Origin of the sequence: Pseudomonas alloputida, from assembly GCF_021283545.2 — a bacterium.
Classification (GTDB): Bacteria; Pseudomonadota; Gammaproteobacteria; order Pseudomonadales; family Pseudomonadaceae; genus Aquipseudomonas; species Aquipseudomonas alloputida.
The window spans coordinates 1,969,659-1,987,108 of sequence record NZ_CP128540.1; the positions used below are offsets into that span (position 1 = coordinate 1,969,659).

Below are 17,450 nucleotides of genomic sequence, written 5' to 3' on the forward strand. Positions count from 1 at the left end.
ATCAGGCGCGCAGGCGTTGGCCCAGGACGTCGACCAGGCGGTCGATCTCGGCTTCGGTGTTCAACAGGCCAGGCGCGGTACGCACGACCGGCCCGACATCGCGATCGACCGCATCGACCACGATGCGCTGGCTGTTCAGGTGCGCTGCTATGGCCTCGACGTCCTGGCCCTTGACCCGGAAGAAGGTGAAGCCCGCTGAATGGTTAGGGCTGCGCGGCGTCACCAGTTCGATGGCGCGGTGCTGCGCCAGGCGCTCCTTGAGGTAGTCGTTGAGGCCATGGATGCGTGCCTGGATCGCCGCCTTGCCGTGCTGCAGATGCAGCTCGAATGCCTTGCCCAACGCCCAGCGATGCTCGAAGGCGTGGTAGCCACCTGGGGTCATGGTGGTGGCGAAATCCTCATTCTCCGAGAAGGTGGCGAAGGTGGGCGTAAGGTGCTTGAGCTCGGTGGAGGCGGCACAGATGATCCCGGTGCCTCGTGGGCCGAACATCCACTTGTGGGTGCCGGCGATGAAGTAGTCACACTGCAGGTCGGCGAAGCGCATGTCTTCGACGCCGAAGCCGTGCACGCCATCGATCACGTAGAGGATGCGGTCGTTTTCGTCACGGTTGCGGTTGGCCTCGTGGACCAGGGCGCCGATCTGCCCGACGGGCAGTTTCACGCCACTGCCTGAATGCACCCAGGTCATGCCCAGCACACGGGTCTGCGGCTTGATGGCGGCAGCAATGGTGCTTAGTACCTGGTCGTCGGAGACCTTGGCCGGGTCGTCGAACAGGCGTAGCTTGCGCACCTGGGTGCCGTCACGCTGGCTGCGATAGGCGAGGATGTTGCGGGTGGAGTAATGCTCGTGTTCGGTGGTCAGGATTTCTTGCTGCGGGTTCAGGCGCAGGCCGCCGTAGATCATCCCGAGGCCTTCGGTGGTGCTGCCGGTGAGGGCGATCTGGCGTGGCTTGACTTCAAGATAGCGGCCCGCCCATTCACGCACCTCGGCTTCGTGCTTCCACTCGCTCTGGGTGTCCCACTCGACGCAGCGTGCCGGGTGTTGGTCGAGTTGTGCGCGAAGGCTTGCGATCGCTTCGCGCACGGGGCGCGGGTGCGAGGTGATGAGGAAGTTGGCGAAGTGCGCGTAGTGGGGGTCGAGCTCGAACAGTTGGCGAAAACCGCTCCAGGCATCCGTGGCCGGAGGCGTGCGCGGCGCCGCCTGGGCGCTGCCCAGCAGTTGGCCGGCCAAGGGCAGCCCGGCTGCAAGTAGGCTGGCCTGCTTGAGGAAAGTACGACGGTCGTTCATGGGCGGCTCGCAGCTCAACGGGAAGAGGTGGCGGTCGGGCGTGCAGCGTTTTGCACTTGGCCCCAGACCCGTAGGAAGTTGCCACCCCATAGCTTGGCAATATCGGCTTCGCTGTAGCCGCGGCTGATCAGCTCGGCGGTGACGTTGCGCGCCTGACTGGCATCGTTCCAGCCGGCGATGCCGCCGCCCTCGTTGAAGTCCGAGGCAATGCCGACGTGGTCGATGCCGACCTTGCGTACTGCGTAGTCGATGACGTCGCCGTAATCCTTCAGCGTTGCCTGGGGTTCTTCCTCAAGGATCGCGTACAGCGCTTCGGCGTACTGGCCGACTTTCTGCTCGGGCCAGCCGGCGATGATCGGGTCGCCCGGCATCAAGGCATTGGCCTGGTTGACCAGGGGCGGCAGACCGTACTCGGCGCGCAGGCTGTTCAGGCGCTCTTGCGACTTCTGGGTCAGCGGCTTGATGTAGGTGCCGAAGGCAACGATCTGGATGACCCCGCCGGTGCCCTTGATCAGTTGCATTTCCTTGTCAGTGAGGTTGCGCGGAATGTCAACGGCGGCCCTGGGGGCCGAATGCGAGGCCACCACTGGCGCACGGCTGAGTTCGACCACCTGGGTCAGGGCCTGGGTCGACATCTGTGAAACGTCGATGATCACGCCCAGGTCATTGAGCCGTTGCACCGCCTGGCGGCCGATGGCAGACAAACCGCCGAGGGCATCTGGGGTATCGTTGAAGAAGGGCAGCGGGCGCGAGGAGTCGGCCCAGTTGTTGTTGCCGATGTAGTTGAAGCCGAACATGCGCACGCCACGGGCGGCCCAGGTGTCCAGCTGGCTGAGGTCGTCGCCCAGGGCATAGGCATTGAGCATGCTGATGAACACCGCGAATTTGCCTTCGCCGTGCAGGCGCCGCATGTCGTCGGGGGTGTAGGCGATACCGACCTGGTTGGGGAAGTCTCGCACCATCGCGCTGATGGCGTTGTAGCGCACTTCCTGGGCATGTCGCCCGGCATCGACGAAACCGTCGGTGGGGTGGTGCGGGCCGTTGTCGCCGGTCCAGGACTCGGGCCAAGCGAAGACGGTCAGGGCAGCGCCGGACAGTCGCCCGCGCGCGGCTTTGGCCAGGTCGAACTGGCCCGGGCCATCCTTGTCAGCTTCGCGGCCTTCGGTGCCGAAGTCCAGCGGCAGGGTGAGATGGCTGTCGAACGAAATGATCCGCTCTTGCAGATCATTGGCCTGGCGCACGACCTCTATGGGGTAGCCGTCCTTGTCGAAGTGGTACCAGGCAGCCGCCCCGGCACCGACGGTCAAGGTGGCGGCCAGGCTGATATACAAGGCTTTTTTCCAGCGTGCTGTCGTCATTTCGGTCTCAGTAGGTTCACCGCAGAGGTTCGGGCCTGGGGCCATTGCTACCTGGAGGGAACGAGTGCACGCGGCAGAAATTTAACCGGCCCTCCAGTCACGGGCGCGCCGTCAGGACGGTTAAATTTTCTTGCCAGCTCAACGTTCTAGCCTTCGATGGGCCGTGTTAAGCGGCCATAACGACTGGCACAGGTAGTTCAATGACGATTTCTCGGAGAGGCTTCATCGCGGGCGTGGCACTGGCGGGCGTTACCGTGCCGGGGGCGCTGTATGTCCAGCGTCAGCTCACCCGAGAGGAATTCCCGGAAACCCCCGGCGAGGCGGTCGTGGAATTGGCCGATACGGCGACCCAGCAACTGGGCGACACCTTGCGCGGCATCTGGCGCTGGTCGTTCAAGGGGGCGCAGGCCGGCTTGCCGGGCTTGCAGGGCGAGACGCTGGAATTGTTCATCGATGTTGCGCAGAAGGGCCGCAGCATTCGCGGTTACCTCGATACCGCCGAGCGCTTGCGCAGCGGTGCCGAGCCACGATATCGGGTGCTCGGCGACTTGCCTGCCGACAAGCCGGGACGGTTACGCTGGCGCTTGTTCGACAGTGCCGATGGCGGCCGCATGCCGCGCTACGAGTGCCATCTCGTGCTGGATGAAGTGTGGGGGGTATTTGGCAATGCGGGGCCGGCCACCCTCAATGGCAGCATCCTCGACCTTGAGCGGCCATTGGCCATGCCCGAGCAGGACAATCGCTTCCTGGCCCACAAGCAGACCTTTCCCGAAGCCCGCGAACGCACCGCCTTGTCGCCGGCGATGATCGATTGGCTGATCGCGCCGGAGCATCGCCTGTTCCACCAGCTGTGGCATGCCTCCCGTGACAAATGGCACAAGCTCGACAAGGACAAGCGCAACGCCTTGCGTGGCCTGGGCTGGCAGCCGGGGCCGCGTGACCGTGAGCGCGATGCCCGTGGCCGGCACAAGGACCGCAACGGCTCGGGTGAAGACTTCCTGTTCATGCACCGGCACATGCTCGGCGCTGCACGGGCCATCCAGGACCTGCCGTCATGGCCGCGCTTCCCCTTGCCACAGCCTGAACTTGAGCGCGATCGCCTGGGTTTCGCGCGTTACTTCGATAATCATGACGGCAACGCCTTGCCACCAACCTGGTTGGCTTACGATGATGACGAGTACACCCAGTGGGTGCGCGATATCAAAAGCGCCGAAACCTTTCATGGCAATTTCGAGGTGTGGGAGTCGCGTTACAGCGACCCCCAGTACCTGTCCCGGCTGACGTTGGGGCAGTTCGGCTCGGAGCTTGAACTGGGCTTGCACGACTGGCTGCACATGCGCTGGGCCTCAGTCCCACGTGACCCGAGCAACGGCATGCCGGTGCCGATGGCGCGCACGCCGGATGATTTCGCGGCGCGCTGGTATGGCGCGCAGAACGACTTTCTCGGGGACCCGTTCTCTTCCCACGTCAACCCTGTGTTCTGGCGCTTCCATGGCTGGATCGACGACCGTGTCGAGGACTGGTTCCGCGCCCATGAACGATTCCACCCTGGCGCAGTCGTGCGCCAGGAGGTCAATGGCGTGCCATGGTTCGCGCCGGGGCGCTGGGTGGAGGTCGCCGATCCTTGGCTGGGGCCGGACACGCACGGCTGCAGTAACGTGGCGGGGCTGCGCCCAGGGCGTAGCGTGGAGATGGATCCGGAAACCATGAAGCTGGCCTTGCGCCTGATTTACAGCGACGAGGAGCGCTTTGACGGGCTGGTAGGCAAAGTGCCGCGCCGCCCCTGGTATGCTCGCCACCTGAAGGTCAGGCAGCGGTCGTGAACACCAGATAGCCTGACGCCCTAGCGCGTCGGGCTATCCGCTTGCCAGCCACCGCCCAAGGCTTTGTAAAGGGCCACGCTGGCCTGCAGTTGGCTTAGCTGCAGGCGGGCCTGCTGGTCCTGGGCCTGGTACAGGCTGCGCTGGGTGTCGAGCACGGTCAGCAAGGTCTCGGCGCCGGCGCGGTAGCGGCGCTCGGCCAGCTGGAAGGCGATGCGTGATTGTTCCACTTCCTGATCCTGCCACTGGCGTTGACGGTCCACCCCTTGGGTGGCGTTCAGTGCTTTTTCTACATCGGCGAAAGCGGCCAGGATGCTGGTGCGGTAAGCCTCCAGCAATTCTTCCTGTTCGGCCTCGGCCAGTTGCTGCGCGGCGCGCAGACGGCCTCGGTTGAACACCGGGGCGACCAGGCCACTGGTCAGGGTGTAGTAGGGGCTGTCGAAAATCTGCGCGAAGGTGCTGGCGCCGCTGCCGAATTCCACGCCCAGCGTGAGTTTGGGCAGCAGGGCTGCCCTGGCGACCTGCACATTGGCGCTGGCCGCGGCCAGGCGCGCCTCGGCGGCTGCGATGTCGGGGCGACGCGCCAGCAGCTCACTGGGTACGCCACTGGCGATGCGAGGCCAGCGCAGGTCAGCGAATGCTGCGGTACTGGTCGGCAGTTGTTGCACCGGTAGCCCCAGTAGCGTTGCCAGGGTGACCTGGGTGTCTTGCCACTGCTGCTCAAGTAGCGGCAGTTGGCGTTGCTGAGCGGCCACCAGGCTGCGCTGCTGGGCCAGCTCGAGTTGGGTGCTGGAGCCGGACTGCTGGCGGGCTTCGACCAGGCTCAGCACCGCTTGGGCGTTGCGCAGGTTGAGTTGGGCTATACGCAGCTGTTCTTTGAGAGCCAGGCTTTGCAGGTAAGTGTCGGCGACGCTGCCGAACAGGGTCAGCTTCACGGTCTGGCGGTCCAAGCGGCTGGCGTCGAGGCTGCGCAAGGCGCTGTCGCGGGCACTGCGCAGGCCGCCCCAGAAATCGATTTCGTAGCTGGCGCTGAGGTTGGCATCGAACGAGGTGCTGGTGCGCTCACTGCTGCTGGCATCGAGCTGATCGTTGCCCTCGCCGCGCAGCAGGCGCTGGCGGCTGGCATCCAGGCCGAACTGCACCTCAGGCAGCAGCGGCGCGCCGGCGATTACTGCCCGCGCCTGGGCCTGGCGTACCCGGGCTGCAGCCGCGGCCAGGTCGTGGCTGTTGTTTCGGGCAATCTCGATCAACTGGTCAAGCTCTGGGCTGGCGAAGGCCTTCCACCAGCGTTGATCAGGCAGTGCCTGTGCCTTGCTCGCAGTAGGGCTTTGCCAACCGGCGGGCGGGGCTATGCCCATAGTTGGCGGCGTTGGCGTGGAGCAGGCGAGGAGTGACAAGCTCAGGGGCAGCAGGCAAAGGTGGCGTGGCAATGTCATGGGCTATTCGCTGGTAAGGGCTTTGACCGGGTCAAGGCGTGCAGCCTTGCGTGCTGGCATGAAACCAAACACCACCCCAGTGATGACGGCGCAGGCAAATGCGCCAACAATGGCAGGCAGGGCGAACGCCACGGCAATGTCGGCCAGGGTAAGGCTGGCGCCGACCACCAGGGCCAGGGCGATGCCGGTCAGGCCGCCAACCATCGACAGCATGATCGCCTCGCTCAGGAACTGCCGGAGGATGTCGCGCTGGCGGGCGCCGGTGGCCATGCGGATACCGATTTCACGGGTGCGCTCGCGCACGGTCATGAGCATGATGTTCATCACTCCGATACCGCCGACCAGCAGCGAGATGGCGGCAATGGCCCCGAGCATCAACGACAGGCTGTTCTGCGTGCGCGCCTCGGCCTGGATCAGGGCGGCATCGTTGGTCAGCTCGAAATCGTGTTTGCCCTGGTGGCGCTGGCGCAGCAGGCGGTCGATGGCCGCTTCGGTGTCCTTGACCTGGCCTGAGTCGCGCGCGGCAATGGCGATATAGTCCGGGTCGCGGTGGCCGAACAGGCGGATGGCCGCTGCCGAAAATGGCACCACGATGCGCCCGTCGCTGTCCTGATCGCCGGAGCTGGCGCCTTTGCCGGCAAGGATGCCGACCACTTGGAACGGTACATTGCCGATCAGTAGGTACTGGCCGATAGGGTTGCTGCCAGGGGCAAGCATCTTTTCCCGGACTTTCTGGCCGATCACAGCCACCGCTGCGCTACTGGCCTCGTCGGTCTCGGTGAAAAAGCTGCCTTCAACGGCCGGCCAGTTGAAAATCTCCGGGAAAAAGGTGTTGTTGCCGCCCACGTAGAATTGCTGGCTGTTGTTGCCGTGGCGGACCATCATCTTTTCGCCGAGCACCGGCATGATGTGTTTGACCTGCGGAAGCTCACCGATCGCCGCAACATCGTCCAGGGTGATGCGCCCAGCCGGTTCGCGCAGGGTCGGGGGGCTGCCATTGAGGTATAGGATGTTGGAGCCGAAGGCGGCCATCTGTGCCATTACCTGGCGTTTGCTGCCTTCACCGACAGCCAACATCACCACCACCGACGCGACTCCGATGATGATTCCGAGCAGGGTCAGTGCCGTGCGGAAGCGGTTGATCCACATCACTCGCCATGCCGCCTGCAGCGATTCGAGCAGTTCACCTTTCCAGGCACCGTGCTGGGTTGCACCACGGTCCAGGCGCTGGCGCAGTTCTTCTGCCTGTATGCCTTTGTGGGCATGGGCGGGCGGCTGGTCGGCGGCGGAGTCACTGATCACCAAGCCGTCGCGAATCTCGATAACCCGGTGCGCCCGGGCAGCCACTTCGCGGTCGTGGGTGATGAGGATGATTACATGGCCCTGGCTGGCCAGCTCGTCGAGCAGCGCCATCACCTCGGCGCCGCTATGGCTGTCGAGGGCGCCGGTTGGTTCGTCGGCCAGGATGATGTGGCCACCGTTCATCAAGGCCCGGGCAATCGAGACCCGTTGCTGCTGGCCACCGGATAATTGATGCGGACGGTTGGCGGTGCGGCTGGCCAGGCCCAGGCGGCCGAGCAGGGCGCTGGCGCGGGCCTGGCGTTCGGCGGCTGGGGTACCGGCGTAGATGGCTGGCATCTCGACGTTTTCCTGGGCTGAGCCGGAGGGGATCAGGTGGTAGCCCTGGAACACGAACCCGAAGGCCTCGCGGCGCAGCCAGGCCAGTTCGTCGCTGTCCAGCTCGGCAACGTCCTTGCCGGCGAAGCGGTAGCTGCCGGCACTTGGGCGATCGAGGCAGCCGAGGATATTCATCAGGGTCGACTTGCCGGAGCCGGAGGCGCCGACGATGGCGACGAATTCGCCGGCATGCACGCGCAGGCTGATGCCGCGCAGGACTTCTACCCTGGGGGTGTCGACGCCGCCGTACGCTTTACGGATGTCACAGAGCTCGATCAGGGGCGTGGCCATTCAACCTCCGCTGGCGGCAGGGGCGCCGATGACCAGTCGATCACCTTCACTGAGGCCATCTAGGATCTGCACCCGCAAGCGGTCGCTCAGACCGGTGCGCACCTTGCGCTGTTCGACCTTGCCGTCGCGGCCGAAAACCTGGGCCAGGCGTAGGCCTTCGTTGTCGCTATCGTCCAGTGCGGCCAACGGGGCACTAAGCACCTGGCTGGCTTGGCCGACGACGAAAAACACCTGGGTGGTCATCTCTGCCATGAGGGCGCCATCGGGGTTGTCCACGTCCAGCAGCACGGTGTATTGCACGACTTGGCTGCCGGTGGCGCCGGCGGTGGCGCTGGCTGGGCTGCCGCCGCCCTGGCTGGTCTGGTCCAGTGGCTTGGGCGGAATGGGCAGCACCTGGCGCACGGTGCTGGTCCAGCGGCGCTTGCCGCCGGCCAGGGTGGTGAAGTAGGCGGTCATGCCAGGCTGGATCTTGCCGATATCGGCCTCCGAGACCTGGGCCCAGACGGTCATGGGGGACAGCTTGGCGATGCGCAGGATCAGCGGCGTTTGTTGCTGGGCGTTGAGGGTCTGGCCTTCACGGGCATCCACTGCCACTACCGTGCCGTCCATAGGGGCGAAGATGCGTGTGTAGCCCAGTTCGGCTTCGTCGCTGCGCAAGCTGGCGTTGGCCTGGCGGATCTGGGCCTGGTACATGTCGATGCGTGCCTGGGTCACGTTGAGCTGGGCTTCGGCCGTTTGCAGGTCTTCTTCGCGTGTGGCGCCGACCGCTGCCAGGTCGCGCTGGCGCTTGAGCTGCTGTTGGGCGAGTTTGAGCTGGGCGCGCTGCTCTGCCAGCTGCGCCTTGAGATTATCGATCGAGAAGCGCCCGGCATCGAGCTTGGCCTGCTGCGTGGAGGGGTCGATCTCGACCAGCAACTGCCCTTTGTGGACTTGATCACCAACCTCGACGTGCAGGTTGCGGATCTGCCCGGAGGCTTGTGCACCGACGTCTACGTAGCGCCGCGGCTGCAGCGTGCCCAGCGCTGTTACGCTGCTCTCGATGTCGGCGCGGGTAACGGCAACGGTACTGACCGGCTGCGCGCCGAACGGCAGAGATGTCCAGGCCAGCAGGCTGCCAAGGCCAAGCAGGCCCAGGCCGCCGAGGAGGAGGCGACGGCGAGTGTGGGTTGAGCGTCTCATGCGGACTTCCAGCCAGGGATAAAGGCCACGCGCAGCCAATCGCGGTGCGCAGGGAGGTCACAGTTAGACGAAGGCTGGCAAGGCAGATTTAGGCAGGATAGTACGCGCCGGTGTGTTGCTGAGAATAATTATAATTTGTAGTATTCCACACTGATATCACTCAGTCCCCAAGCTGCTGATCAAGGGCCGGCAGGACGCCCTCAGGTACCCTCGTGGAACATTACTATCGTGAACTGGTGAGCTTTCTGTCTGCACGCTTGGGTAGCCGTCAGGCGGCGGAGGACGTCGCTCACGATGCTTATCTGCGGGTCCTGGAGCGTACTGGCAGCGAACAGATCGAGCATCCGCGTGCGTTCTTGTATCGAACCGCGCTGAACCTGGTTGTCGACCGGCACCGGCGTCAGTTGGTGCGCCAGGCCGAGCCGCTCGATGCCCTGGATGCCGATAGTCGGCTGCATAGCTCTGAGTTGCAGCATGACCTGCAGTTGGACCAGCGCCTGGCACTGATGCAAAAGGCCCTTGATGAGTTGAGCAGGCCCTGCCGTGACAGTTTTCTGTTGCGCAAAATCGAGGGGCTGTCCCATCAGCAGATCGCCGAGCGGCTGGGCATCTCGCGCAGCCTGGTGGAAAAGCACATCGTCAATGCCATGAAGCACTGCCGGGTGCGCATGCGGCAATGGGAATCCTGATTGCCAGGTTAAAGGCAAATGCAAATTCCGTCAGTCAATCACTTGATTTATGCGGCTTTCCCGACTTCTATCAAAGAAGACCGCTGCCAGGCATGGCCCTGGCAATAGCCGTTACCGGCGCAGTATGGTCATGGAGCGCACCCATTACCCAACTGCCCAGGTCCCACCATGGCAAACAAGACCCTGCGCATCCTCATCGCCGACGCACACCCGTGCCAGCGCCTGCAGCTGGAGCGGTTGCTCAATGGTTTGGGCTATTACCGGATAGCCCCCGTGGCTAGCTTCGAGGAACTGCAGCGCCTGGTGCAGTGCGCCTTGCAGCCCTTTCACCTGTTGCTGGGCAATATCGAGTTGGCCAGCCATTGTGGCGTCGATCTGGAGCGTTTCTGCCGCGTCAGCACACAAATCCAGCATGCCCTGCTTTACCATTCCAGCCAGTTGAAAGTGCCAGCAGTGCCGCAGACCGAGCGCCAGGCGGTCAGCCTGAGCCTGCCTCAGGCGCCCGATAACGAGGCGTTGGAGACGTTCATGGCAATCATCGACGCCCCGATGGTGGTCGGCAGGCTACCGCTGCCGGGCACGCTGCCGGCCAGTACAGCGCGGCCACGGCCGCGAGCCAACTTCGCGCATACGGTATTCAACCGCTAGCGGTGCCGCCGGCGGGGCAATCGGGCAGCTATTTGTTATGCTCTTGCCCTTTGCCGATCTGCGGACCCTGCCATGACTGCCATCGATACCGCTCGCCCGCCCCGGTTCAGCCGCGGCGACCATCGGACCCTGGGCCTGGCGGCGCTGGGCGGCGCGCTGGAAATCTACGACTTCATCATTTTCGTGTTCTTCGCGCTGACCCTCAGCCAGCTGTTCTTCCCGCCCGAGATGCCCGAATGGCTGCGCCTGCTGCAAAGCTTCGGCATTTTCGTCACCGGCTACCTGGCGCGGCCGCTGGGCGGCATCCTGATGGCGCACTTCGCCGACCATCTGGGGCGCAAGCGGGTATTCAGCCTGAGCATCCTGATGATGGCCCTGCCGTGTCTGCTGATCGGTGTGATGCCGACCTATGCCGACATCGGCTATGCCGCCCCGCTGATCCTGTTGGCCTTGCGCATCCTCCAGGGGGCTGCCGTAGGCGGTGAGGTGCCAAGCGCCTGGACGTTCGTTGCCGAGCACGCGCCCAACGGGCGGCGCGGCTATGCCCTGGGCTTTCTGCAGGCCGGGCTGACTTTCGGCTACCTGCTGGGGGCGCTGACCGCAACTTTGCTGGCGCAACTGTTCACCCCGCAGGAAATCCTCGATTACGCCTGGCGCTACCCGTTCCTGTTGGGTGGGGTGTTTGGTGTGATTGGTGTGTGGCTGCGCCGCTGGCTCAGTGAAACACCGGTGTTCCTCGCCCTGCGCGCGCGCCAGGAGCAACCTGTGACGTTTCCGCTGCGGCAAGTGCTGGGCGAGCACCGCCGGGCGTTGATCCCTGCTGCGTTGCTGACCTGTGTGCTGACCTCGGCGGTGGTGGTGCTGGTGGTGATCACGCCGACGGTGATGCAGCAGCGTTTCGGCATGAGTGCCGGGCACACCTTCGCCCTGAGCAGCGTGGGCATCGTCTTCCTCAACATTGGCTGCGTGCTGGCCGGGCTGCTGGTCGACCGTGTGGGTGCCTGGCGCGCGCTGATGCTGTATAGCCTGTTGCTGCCGCTGGGTATCGGCGCGTTGTACGCCAGCCTGGTGGGGCAGTGGGGCATGACCTGGCTGGCCTATGCGCTGGCGGGGTTGAGCTGCGGCGTGGTGGGGGTGGTGCCCTCGGTGATGGTGGGGCTGTTCCCGGCGCAGATCCGGGTATCGGGCATTTCCTTCACCTACAACGTGGCCTACGCACTGTGGGCCAGTACCACGCCGTTGGCACTGATTGCGCTGATGCCGTGGAGCCCATGGGTGTGTGTCGGGTTTTGTCTGATCATGGGCGCGGTGGGGCTGCTGACGGCCCTGTATTTCGGGCGTCGTGAGCCATTGGTGTTTGCGGCGGAGCCGATACCGGTCATGTGCGGCGACAAATGAGCCGGTAACGGCTGCGGGGCATTGGGGCAGACTTCCAGGTGGGGGCTATTGGAATAACCTATTAGCCAAATTTAACCTGGAAGGTTAATTTCTCATGGAAAAGAGAATGCCTCATTGCCCGCTGGAGCGGGTAAAAGCCCTGGCTGCGGCAAGGCGAATCCGCCCTACGGGTGCTGCATTGAAAGGCGCCAAGGCGCTGGGAATGGATTTTCCGGGCATGCTTGAGGTGATCACCAGCTTGAAGCGCACTGATTTCTACAAGAGCATGACCAGCCATATTGACCACCGGGTTTGGCAGGATGTGTATCGCCCGCTTACAGCAATTGGGTACGTTTATTTGAAATTGTCCGTGGTAGACGACGTGCTCATCGTGTCTTTCAAGGAGTTGTAACCATGAGATGTCCAATATGCGGCGGCTCGGAGCTTGCACCTGACATTCAGGGCATGCCCTATAGCTACAAAGGCGAGATGACAGTGATTCCTGAGGTAAGTGGCGATTACTGCTCCGCATGTGGTGAATGTGTACTGAGTCATGATGAAGCCATGCGCGTCAGTCACTTGATGACGGCATTCGAGCGCCAGGTCAACGCAAATGTTGTGGATCCTTCCTTTATTGCCTCCATACGCAGAAAGTTCGACCTCGACCAGCGTGAAGCGGGGGAAATCTTCGGTGGTGGGGTCAATGCGTTCTCCCGTTATGAAAACGGCAAGACCACCCCGCCAGTGGCGTTGGTGAAACTGCTCAAGCTGCTGGATCGCCATCCAGAACTCTTTGAGGAAGTGCGTACTGCCTGATAATGGCAGCCAACAAAAAGCCCCCGGCTCATGAGAACCGGGGGCTTTTTGTTGCCGCAAGGGCAGGGGCCTTACATGTTCGGATAGTTCGGCCCGCCAGCGCCTTCAGGGGTGACCCAGGTGATGTTCTGGGCCGGGTCCTTGATGTCGCAGGTCTTGCAGTGCACGCAGTTCTGCGCGTTGATCTGGAAACGCTTGTTGCCGTCTTCCTGGGTGACCACTTCGTACACGCCGGCCGGGCAGTAGCGCTGGGCTGGCTCGTCGTACAGCGGCAGGTTGCTGGCGATCGGTACGCTCGGATCGGTCAGCTTCAGGTGGCAGGGTTGTTCCTCTTCGTGGTTGGTGCTGGAGAGGAATACCGAGCTGAGCTTGTCGAAGCTGAGCTTGCCGTCCGGTTTCGGGTAGTCGATCTTTTTCGAATCGGCGGCCAGCTTGAGGCAGGCATAGTCCGGCTTGGTGTCATGCAGGGTGAACGGCAGCTTGCCACCGAACCAGTTCTGGTCGACATAGTTGAACGCCGCGCCCAGCAGCGGGCCGAACTTGTGCATGGCCGGGCCGAAGTTGCGGCTGGCGAACAGTTCTTCGTACAGCCAGCTGGCCTTGAAGGCGCTGACATAGCTGTTCAATTGATCGCCGCCTTCGCTACCGGCGATCAAAGCGTCGGCCACTGCTTCGGCGGCGAGCATGCCGGACTTCATCGCGGTATGGCTGCCCTTGATCTTGGCCACGTTCATGGTGCCCAGGTCGCAACCGATCAGCGCGCCACCATTGAAGACCATTTTCGGCAGCGAGTTGATGCCGCCCTTGGCCAAGGCGCGGGCGCCGTAGCTGATGCGCTTGCCGCCTTCGAGGTACTGGCTGATCACCGGGTGGTGCTTGAGGCGCTGGAATTCGTCGAACGGCGACAGGTAGGGGTTGGCGTAGGACAGGTCGACGATCAGGCCGACCACCACCTGGTTGTTTTCCAGGTGATAAAGGAACGAGCCACCGGTGTTTTCCTTGGCCACCACGTCCAGCGGCCAGCCGGCGGTGTGCACCACCAGGCCTTGCTCGTGCTTGGCCGGGTCGATTTCCCAGATTTCCTTCAAGCCGATGCCGTAGTGCTGGACGTCGGACTCGCTGTCGAGGTTGAAGCGCTTGATCAGCTGCTTGCCGATATGCCCACGGCAGCCTTCGGCGAACAGGGTGTACTTGGCACGCAGTTCCATGCCCGGGGTATACAGGCCGTCTTTCGGGTTGCCTTCGCGGTCGACACCGAGGTCGCCGGTGACGATGCCGCGAACCACGCCGTTGTCGTCGAACAGCGCTTCCTGGGCGGCGAAGCCCGGGTAGATTTCCACGCCGAGGTTTTCGGCCTGCTGGGCCAGCCAGCGGCACAGGTTGCCCAGCGAGATGATGTAGTTGCCATGGTTGTGCATGGTCTTGGGCACGAACAGGTCAGGCACCTTGGTCGCGCTGCCGGCATCCTTGAGTACGTAGATGTCGTCGCGCTTCACTTCGGTGTTCAGCGGTGCACCGAGCTCTTTCCAGTCGGGGAACAGCTCGTTCAGGGCGCGGGGCTCGAACACTGCGCCAGAGAGGATGTGGGCGCCGACTTCAGAGCCTTTCTCCACCACGCAGACGCTGATTTCGCTACCGGCTTCGGCGGCCTTCTGCTTCAGGCGGCAGGCGGCGGACAGGCCCGCCGGGCCGGCGCCGACGATGACCACGTCGAATTCCATGTATTCGCGTTCCACTGGTTCTCTCCTACTCATCAAGGCTCGTGCTGTTGCTTTGTCTTATGGGTGCGGGGCATTCGCAGCGGTTCTACGCAACGGCGGAACTGTAGCTGGGCAAATGACGGACTACACCGTTTTGTCTTGGCCGCGCATTATATCTACACCACTTGGCGGGTCCAATACAAACGTTTGTTTGAATTTGCCGCAGGCCAGTAAAATCACAGGAACGCGGCTGGAGGGTGACCGATTTGCCGTATTGACCGGAATGGGTGTTACGGTCAAGATACGAGCGGTTTTACGTTCGCCGTAGGCTTGCAGCCGGGCGCAGGTACACCTCTAAAGACCAGGTGTGGAGCAGGGTTTTGCGGGCTTAGGTCGGTTTGTAGTGGAGTTTACACGCCACGACAGGAAATGACCCGTGAGGATTTGTCGCAAGAGTCCGAACAAGACTGTTTGGTCACTGTGAAGTTGCTGCCTCCCGATACGTTTTTAGAGGTGCCCTTGTACCCACGCGCATCGCTGGGCTCTGCCCCAGGCGACTATCTATTCACCGGAGAGTAACGAGGAATCCATGAAGGTTCTTGTAGCTGTCAAACGAGTGGTCGACTACAACGTCAAGGTTCGCGTCAAAGCGGACAACTCCGGCGTCGACCTTGCTAACGTCAAGATGTCCATGAACCCCTTCTGCGAAATCGCCGTGGAAGAAGCCGTACGCCTGAAGGAAAAAGGCGTTGCGACCGAGATCGTCGTGGTTTCCGTCGGCCCGACCACTGCCCAGGAGCAACTGCGTACTGCCCTGGCCCTGGGTGCCGACCGTGCCATCCTGGTAGAAGCCGCTGACGAACTGAACTCCCTGGCCGTGGCCAAGGCGCTGAAGGCCGTTGTCGACAAGGAGCAGCCGCAGCTGGTCATCCTCGGCAAGCAGGCCATCGACAGTGACAACAACCAGACCGGCCAGATGCTGGCCGCGCTGACTGGCTTCGCCCAGGGTACCTTTGCGTCCAAGGTCGAAGTCGCTGGCGACAAGCTTAATGTCACCCGTGAAATCGATGGCGGCCTGCAGACCGTTGCACTGAACCTGCCTGCGATCGTCACCACCGACCTGCGCCTGAACGAGCCACGCTACGCGTCGCTGCCGAACATCATGAAGGCCAAGAAGAAGCCGCTGGAGACTGTTACTCCAGACGCACTGGGCGTTTCCCTCGCCTCCACCAACAAGACCGTGAAGGTTGAAGCCCCGGCTGCCCGCAGCGCGGGCATCAAGGTCAAATCGGTGGCCGAACTGGTCGAGAAGCTGAAGAACGAAGCGAAGGTAATCTAAATGACTATCCTGGTTGTCGCTGAATACGAGGCCGGCGCCGTAGCCCCGGCCACCCTGAACACTGTCGCTGCAGCCGCCAAGATCGGTGGTGATGTGCACGTCCTGGTCGCTGGCCAGAACGTCGGTGGCGTTGCCGAATCCGCTGCCAAGATCGCCGGCGTTGCCAAGGTGCTGGTGGCTGATAACGCCGCCTACGCCCACGTCCTGCCGGAAAACGTCGCGCCGCTGATCGTCGAGCTGGCCAAGGGTTACAGCCATGTGCTGGCCCCGGCTACCACCAACGGCAAGAACATCCTGCCACGGGTTGCCGCGCTGCTGGACGTGGACCAGATCTCCGAGATCATCTCGGTCGAGTCCGCCGACACCTTCAAGCGCCCGATCTACGCGGGTAATGCTATTGCCACCGTGCAATCGAGTGCGGCCATCAAGGTGATCACCGTGCGTACCACCGGCTTCGACGCCGTGGCCGCCGAAGGTGGTTCGGCTGCCGTCGAGGCTGTTGGCGCTGCGCACAACGCCGGTATTTCGGCTTTCGTTGGCGAAGAGCTGGCCAAGTCCGACCGCCCAGAGCTGACCGCTGCCAAAATCGTCGTTTCCGGCGGCCGTGGCATGGGTAACGGTGACAACTTCAAGCACCTGTACAGCCTGGCCGACAAGCTCGGCGCTGCGGTTGGTGCTTCGCGCGCCGCAGTCGACGCAGGCTTCGTGCCGAACGACATGCAGGTCGGCCAGACCGGCAAGATCGTTGCGCCACAGCTGTACATCGCCGTCGGTATCTCCGGCGCGATCCAGCACCTGGCCGGCATGAAAGACTCCAAAGTGATCGTGGCGATCAACAAGGACGAAGAAGCGCCGATCTTCCAGGTGGCCGACTACGGCCTGGTCGCTGACCTGTTCGAAGCGGTTCCGGAGCTGGAAAAGCTGGTCTGATCCGCCTGCTTCACTTATAAAGAACCCGGCCCTCGTTTTGAGGGTCGGGTTTTTTTATGGCTTGAGGGGTGAGGGATGACGTTGCGCGGAACGGGCAGGGTGCTGGCATGTGTGGCGCTGTTGGTGTCACCACTGGCCATGGCCGCAGGCAAGTGCGAGCGCCTGGTGGCGACCGGTAGCCCAGATGCGCCGCCCTATTCGTGGCAAGACCCGAAAGACCCCGGGCACCTGATTGGCGCCAACGTCGACCTGTTGCGCCAGGTGGCTGGCGAACTGGGTGTGAAGGTCGAGGTGCTGAGTGCCGGTCGCCGTGATCAGGCGCTGGAAGAGGTGCGCAGTGGGCGCATGGACCTGCTGCTCGACACCCCCTTGCAGGTGGAGCAACTGACCGCGCTGGACTACATCCATCCGCCGTTGCAGCTCAATGAGTACCTGGTGTGGACCCGCCATGATGCAGCGGTGACCTTTGATGGCCCGGCCGATCTGGCCAGATACCAGGGCAGTTTGTCCGAGCGTGCACGCCTGACCCCGGCCTTTACTGCGTTCGCCAAGGCCCAGCTCAAGCTGGTGCCGGCGCAAAACCTGACCCAGGCCTTTCAGAAACTGGTACTCGGCCAGGTGGACTATGTGCTGGCTGGCCGTTACTCCGGTATGGCCATGGCCCAGAGCCTCGGCATGAGCAATGACCTCATAGCCCGCGGCTTGCCGGTGGACAGGCCGGGCCTGTACCTGGCGCTGTCGCACAACTCGGCGTGTAATGACAGCTGGTTGCGTGGGCAATTGGCAAAAAAACTGACAGAATTGCCGATCTCTGGTGCATCCGAAGCTGTGCTGCAACGAAATGTCGAGCGCTGGAAAGCGCAGATGCAGGTACCGGCGGACGCCCCCAAACACTAGGAAGA

The 17,450-nt window shown here is 63.1% G+C and carries 15 protein-coding genes; 9 read left to right on the forward strand and 6 right to left on the reverse strand.

Translation table 11 applies throughout. From position 1 onward, the window contains the following. Position 1 precedes the first annotated feature (1 nt). Complete coding sequence (pvdN, locus tag LU682_RS09035) at positions 2-1,288, reverse strand: pyoverdine-tailoring periplasmic protein PvdN (RefSeq protein ID WP_010954969.1); 1,287 nt, start codon at positions 1,286-1,288, stop codon at positions 2-4. 14 nt (positions 1,289-1,302) lie between these two features. After that, on the reverse strand, positions 1,303-2,646 hold the full coding sequence (locus LU682_RS09040; protein WP_049588212.1) for a dipeptidase: 1,344 nt from the start codon (positions 2,644-2,646) through the stop codon (positions 1,303-1,305). Positions 2,647-2,846: 200 nt separating this feature from the next. Here LU682_RS09040 and pvdP point away from each other — a divergent pair, with 200 nt between their 5' ends. Beyond that, positions 2,847-4,469 carry a pyoverdine maturation tyrosinase PvdP gene (pvdP, locus tag LU682_RS09045; RefSeq protein WP_010954967.1) on the forward strand — a complete coding sequence of 541 codons (1,623 nt, stop codon included), beginning with the start codon at positions 2,847-2,849 and terminating at the stop codon, positions 4,467-4,469. 20 nt (positions 4,470-4,489) lie between these two features. On the opposite strand, the gene LU682_RS09050 is transcribed toward pvdP, so the two are convergent. The 3 genes from LU682_RS09050 to LU682_RS09060 are packed head-to-tail and all read right to left on the reverse strand — an operon-like array spanning position 4,490 to position 9,049. Further along, complete coding sequence (locus tag LU682_RS09050; protein ID WP_010954966.1) at positions 4,490-5,902, reverse strand: efflux transporter outer membrane subunit; 1,413 nt, start codon at positions 5,900-5,902, stop codon at positions 4,490-4,492. A 3-nt stretch (positions 5,903-5,905) separates the two neighbouring features. Further along, positions 5,906-7,870: a MacB family efflux pump subunit gene (locus LU682_RS09055; RefSeq protein WP_010954965.1), complete on the reverse strand. Its 1,965-nt coding sequence runs from the start codon at positions 7,868-7,870 to the stop codon at positions 5,906-5,908. Further along, positions 7,871-9,049, reverse strand: a complete 1,179-nt coding sequence (locus LU682_RS09060) for an efflux RND transporter periplasmic adaptor subunit (RefSeq protein WP_010954964.1) — start codon at positions 9,047-9,049, stop codon at positions 7,871-7,873. It lies immediately after the preceding gene. 212 nt (positions 9,050-9,261) lie between these two features. Here LU682_RS09060 and LU682_RS09065 point away from each other — a divergent pair, with 212 nt between their 5' ends. From LU682_RS09065 to LU682_RS09085, 5 genes are all read left to right on the forward strand, one after another. Further along, positions 9,262-9,738, forward strand: coding sequence for a sigma-70 family RNA polymerase sigma factor (locus LU682_RS09065; protein ID WP_010954963.1), 477 nt, complete (start codon positions 9,262-9,264; stop codon positions 9,736-9,738). Between the two features lie 168 nt (positions 9,739-9,906). After that, on the forward strand, positions 9,907-10,386 hold the full coding sequence (locus tag LU682_RS09070; protein ID WP_010954962.1) for a hypothetical protein: 480 nt from the start codon (positions 9,907-9,909) through the stop codon (positions 10,384-10,386). 72 nt (positions 10,387-10,458) lie between these two features. Continuing rightward, complete coding sequence (locus tag LU682_RS09075; protein ID WP_010954961.1) at positions 10,459-11,784, forward strand: MFS transporter; 1,326 nt, start codon at positions 10,459-10,461, stop codon at positions 11,782-11,784. Between the two features lie 94 nt (positions 11,785-11,878). Next, positions 11,879-12,175, forward strand: coding sequence for a type II toxin-antitoxin system MqsR family toxin (locus tag LU682_RS09080; protein ID WP_010954960.1), 297 nt, complete (start codon positions 11,879-11,881; stop codon positions 12,173-12,175). 2 nt (positions 12,176-12,177) lie between these two features. Further along, positions 12,178-12,579, forward strand: coding sequence for a type II TA system antitoxin MqsA family protein (locus LU682_RS09085; RefSeq protein WP_003254235.1), 402 nt, complete (start codon positions 12,178-12,180; stop codon positions 12,577-12,579). 71 nt (positions 12,580-12,650) lie between these two features. On the opposite strand, the gene LU682_RS09090 is transcribed toward LU682_RS09085, so the two are convergent. After that, positions 12,651-14,315: an electron transfer flavoprotein-ubiquinone oxidoreductase gene (locus LU682_RS09090; protein ID WP_004573655.1), complete on the reverse strand. Its 1,665-nt coding sequence runs from the start codon at positions 14,313-14,315 to the stop codon at positions 12,651-12,653. A 553-nt stretch (positions 14,316-14,868) separates the two neighbouring features. Between LU682_RS09090 and LU682_RS09095 the strand changes: the two genes are divergently transcribed. The 3 genes from LU682_RS09095 (at position 14,869) to LU682_RS09105 (ending at position 17,445) form a co-directional block, all read left to right on the forward strand. After that, entirely contained in the window at positions 14,869-15,618 is a 750-nt protein-coding gene (locus LU682_RS09095; protein WP_003254232.1) for an electron transfer flavoprotein subunit beta/FixA family protein, read from the forward strand. Then, complete coding sequence (locus LU682_RS09100) at positions 15,619-16,548, forward strand: electron transfer flavoprotein subunit alpha/FixB family protein (RefSeq protein ID WP_010954958.1); 930 nt, start codon at positions 15,619-15,621, stop codon at positions 16,546-16,548. A gap of 75 nt (positions 16,549-16,623) precedes the next feature. After that, positions 16,624-17,445, forward strand: coding sequence for a substrate-binding periplasmic protein (locus tag LU682_RS09105; RefSeq protein WP_010954957.1), 822 nt, complete (start codon positions 16,624-16,626; stop codon positions 17,443-17,445). Positions 17,446-17,450 lie beyond the last annotated feature (5 nt).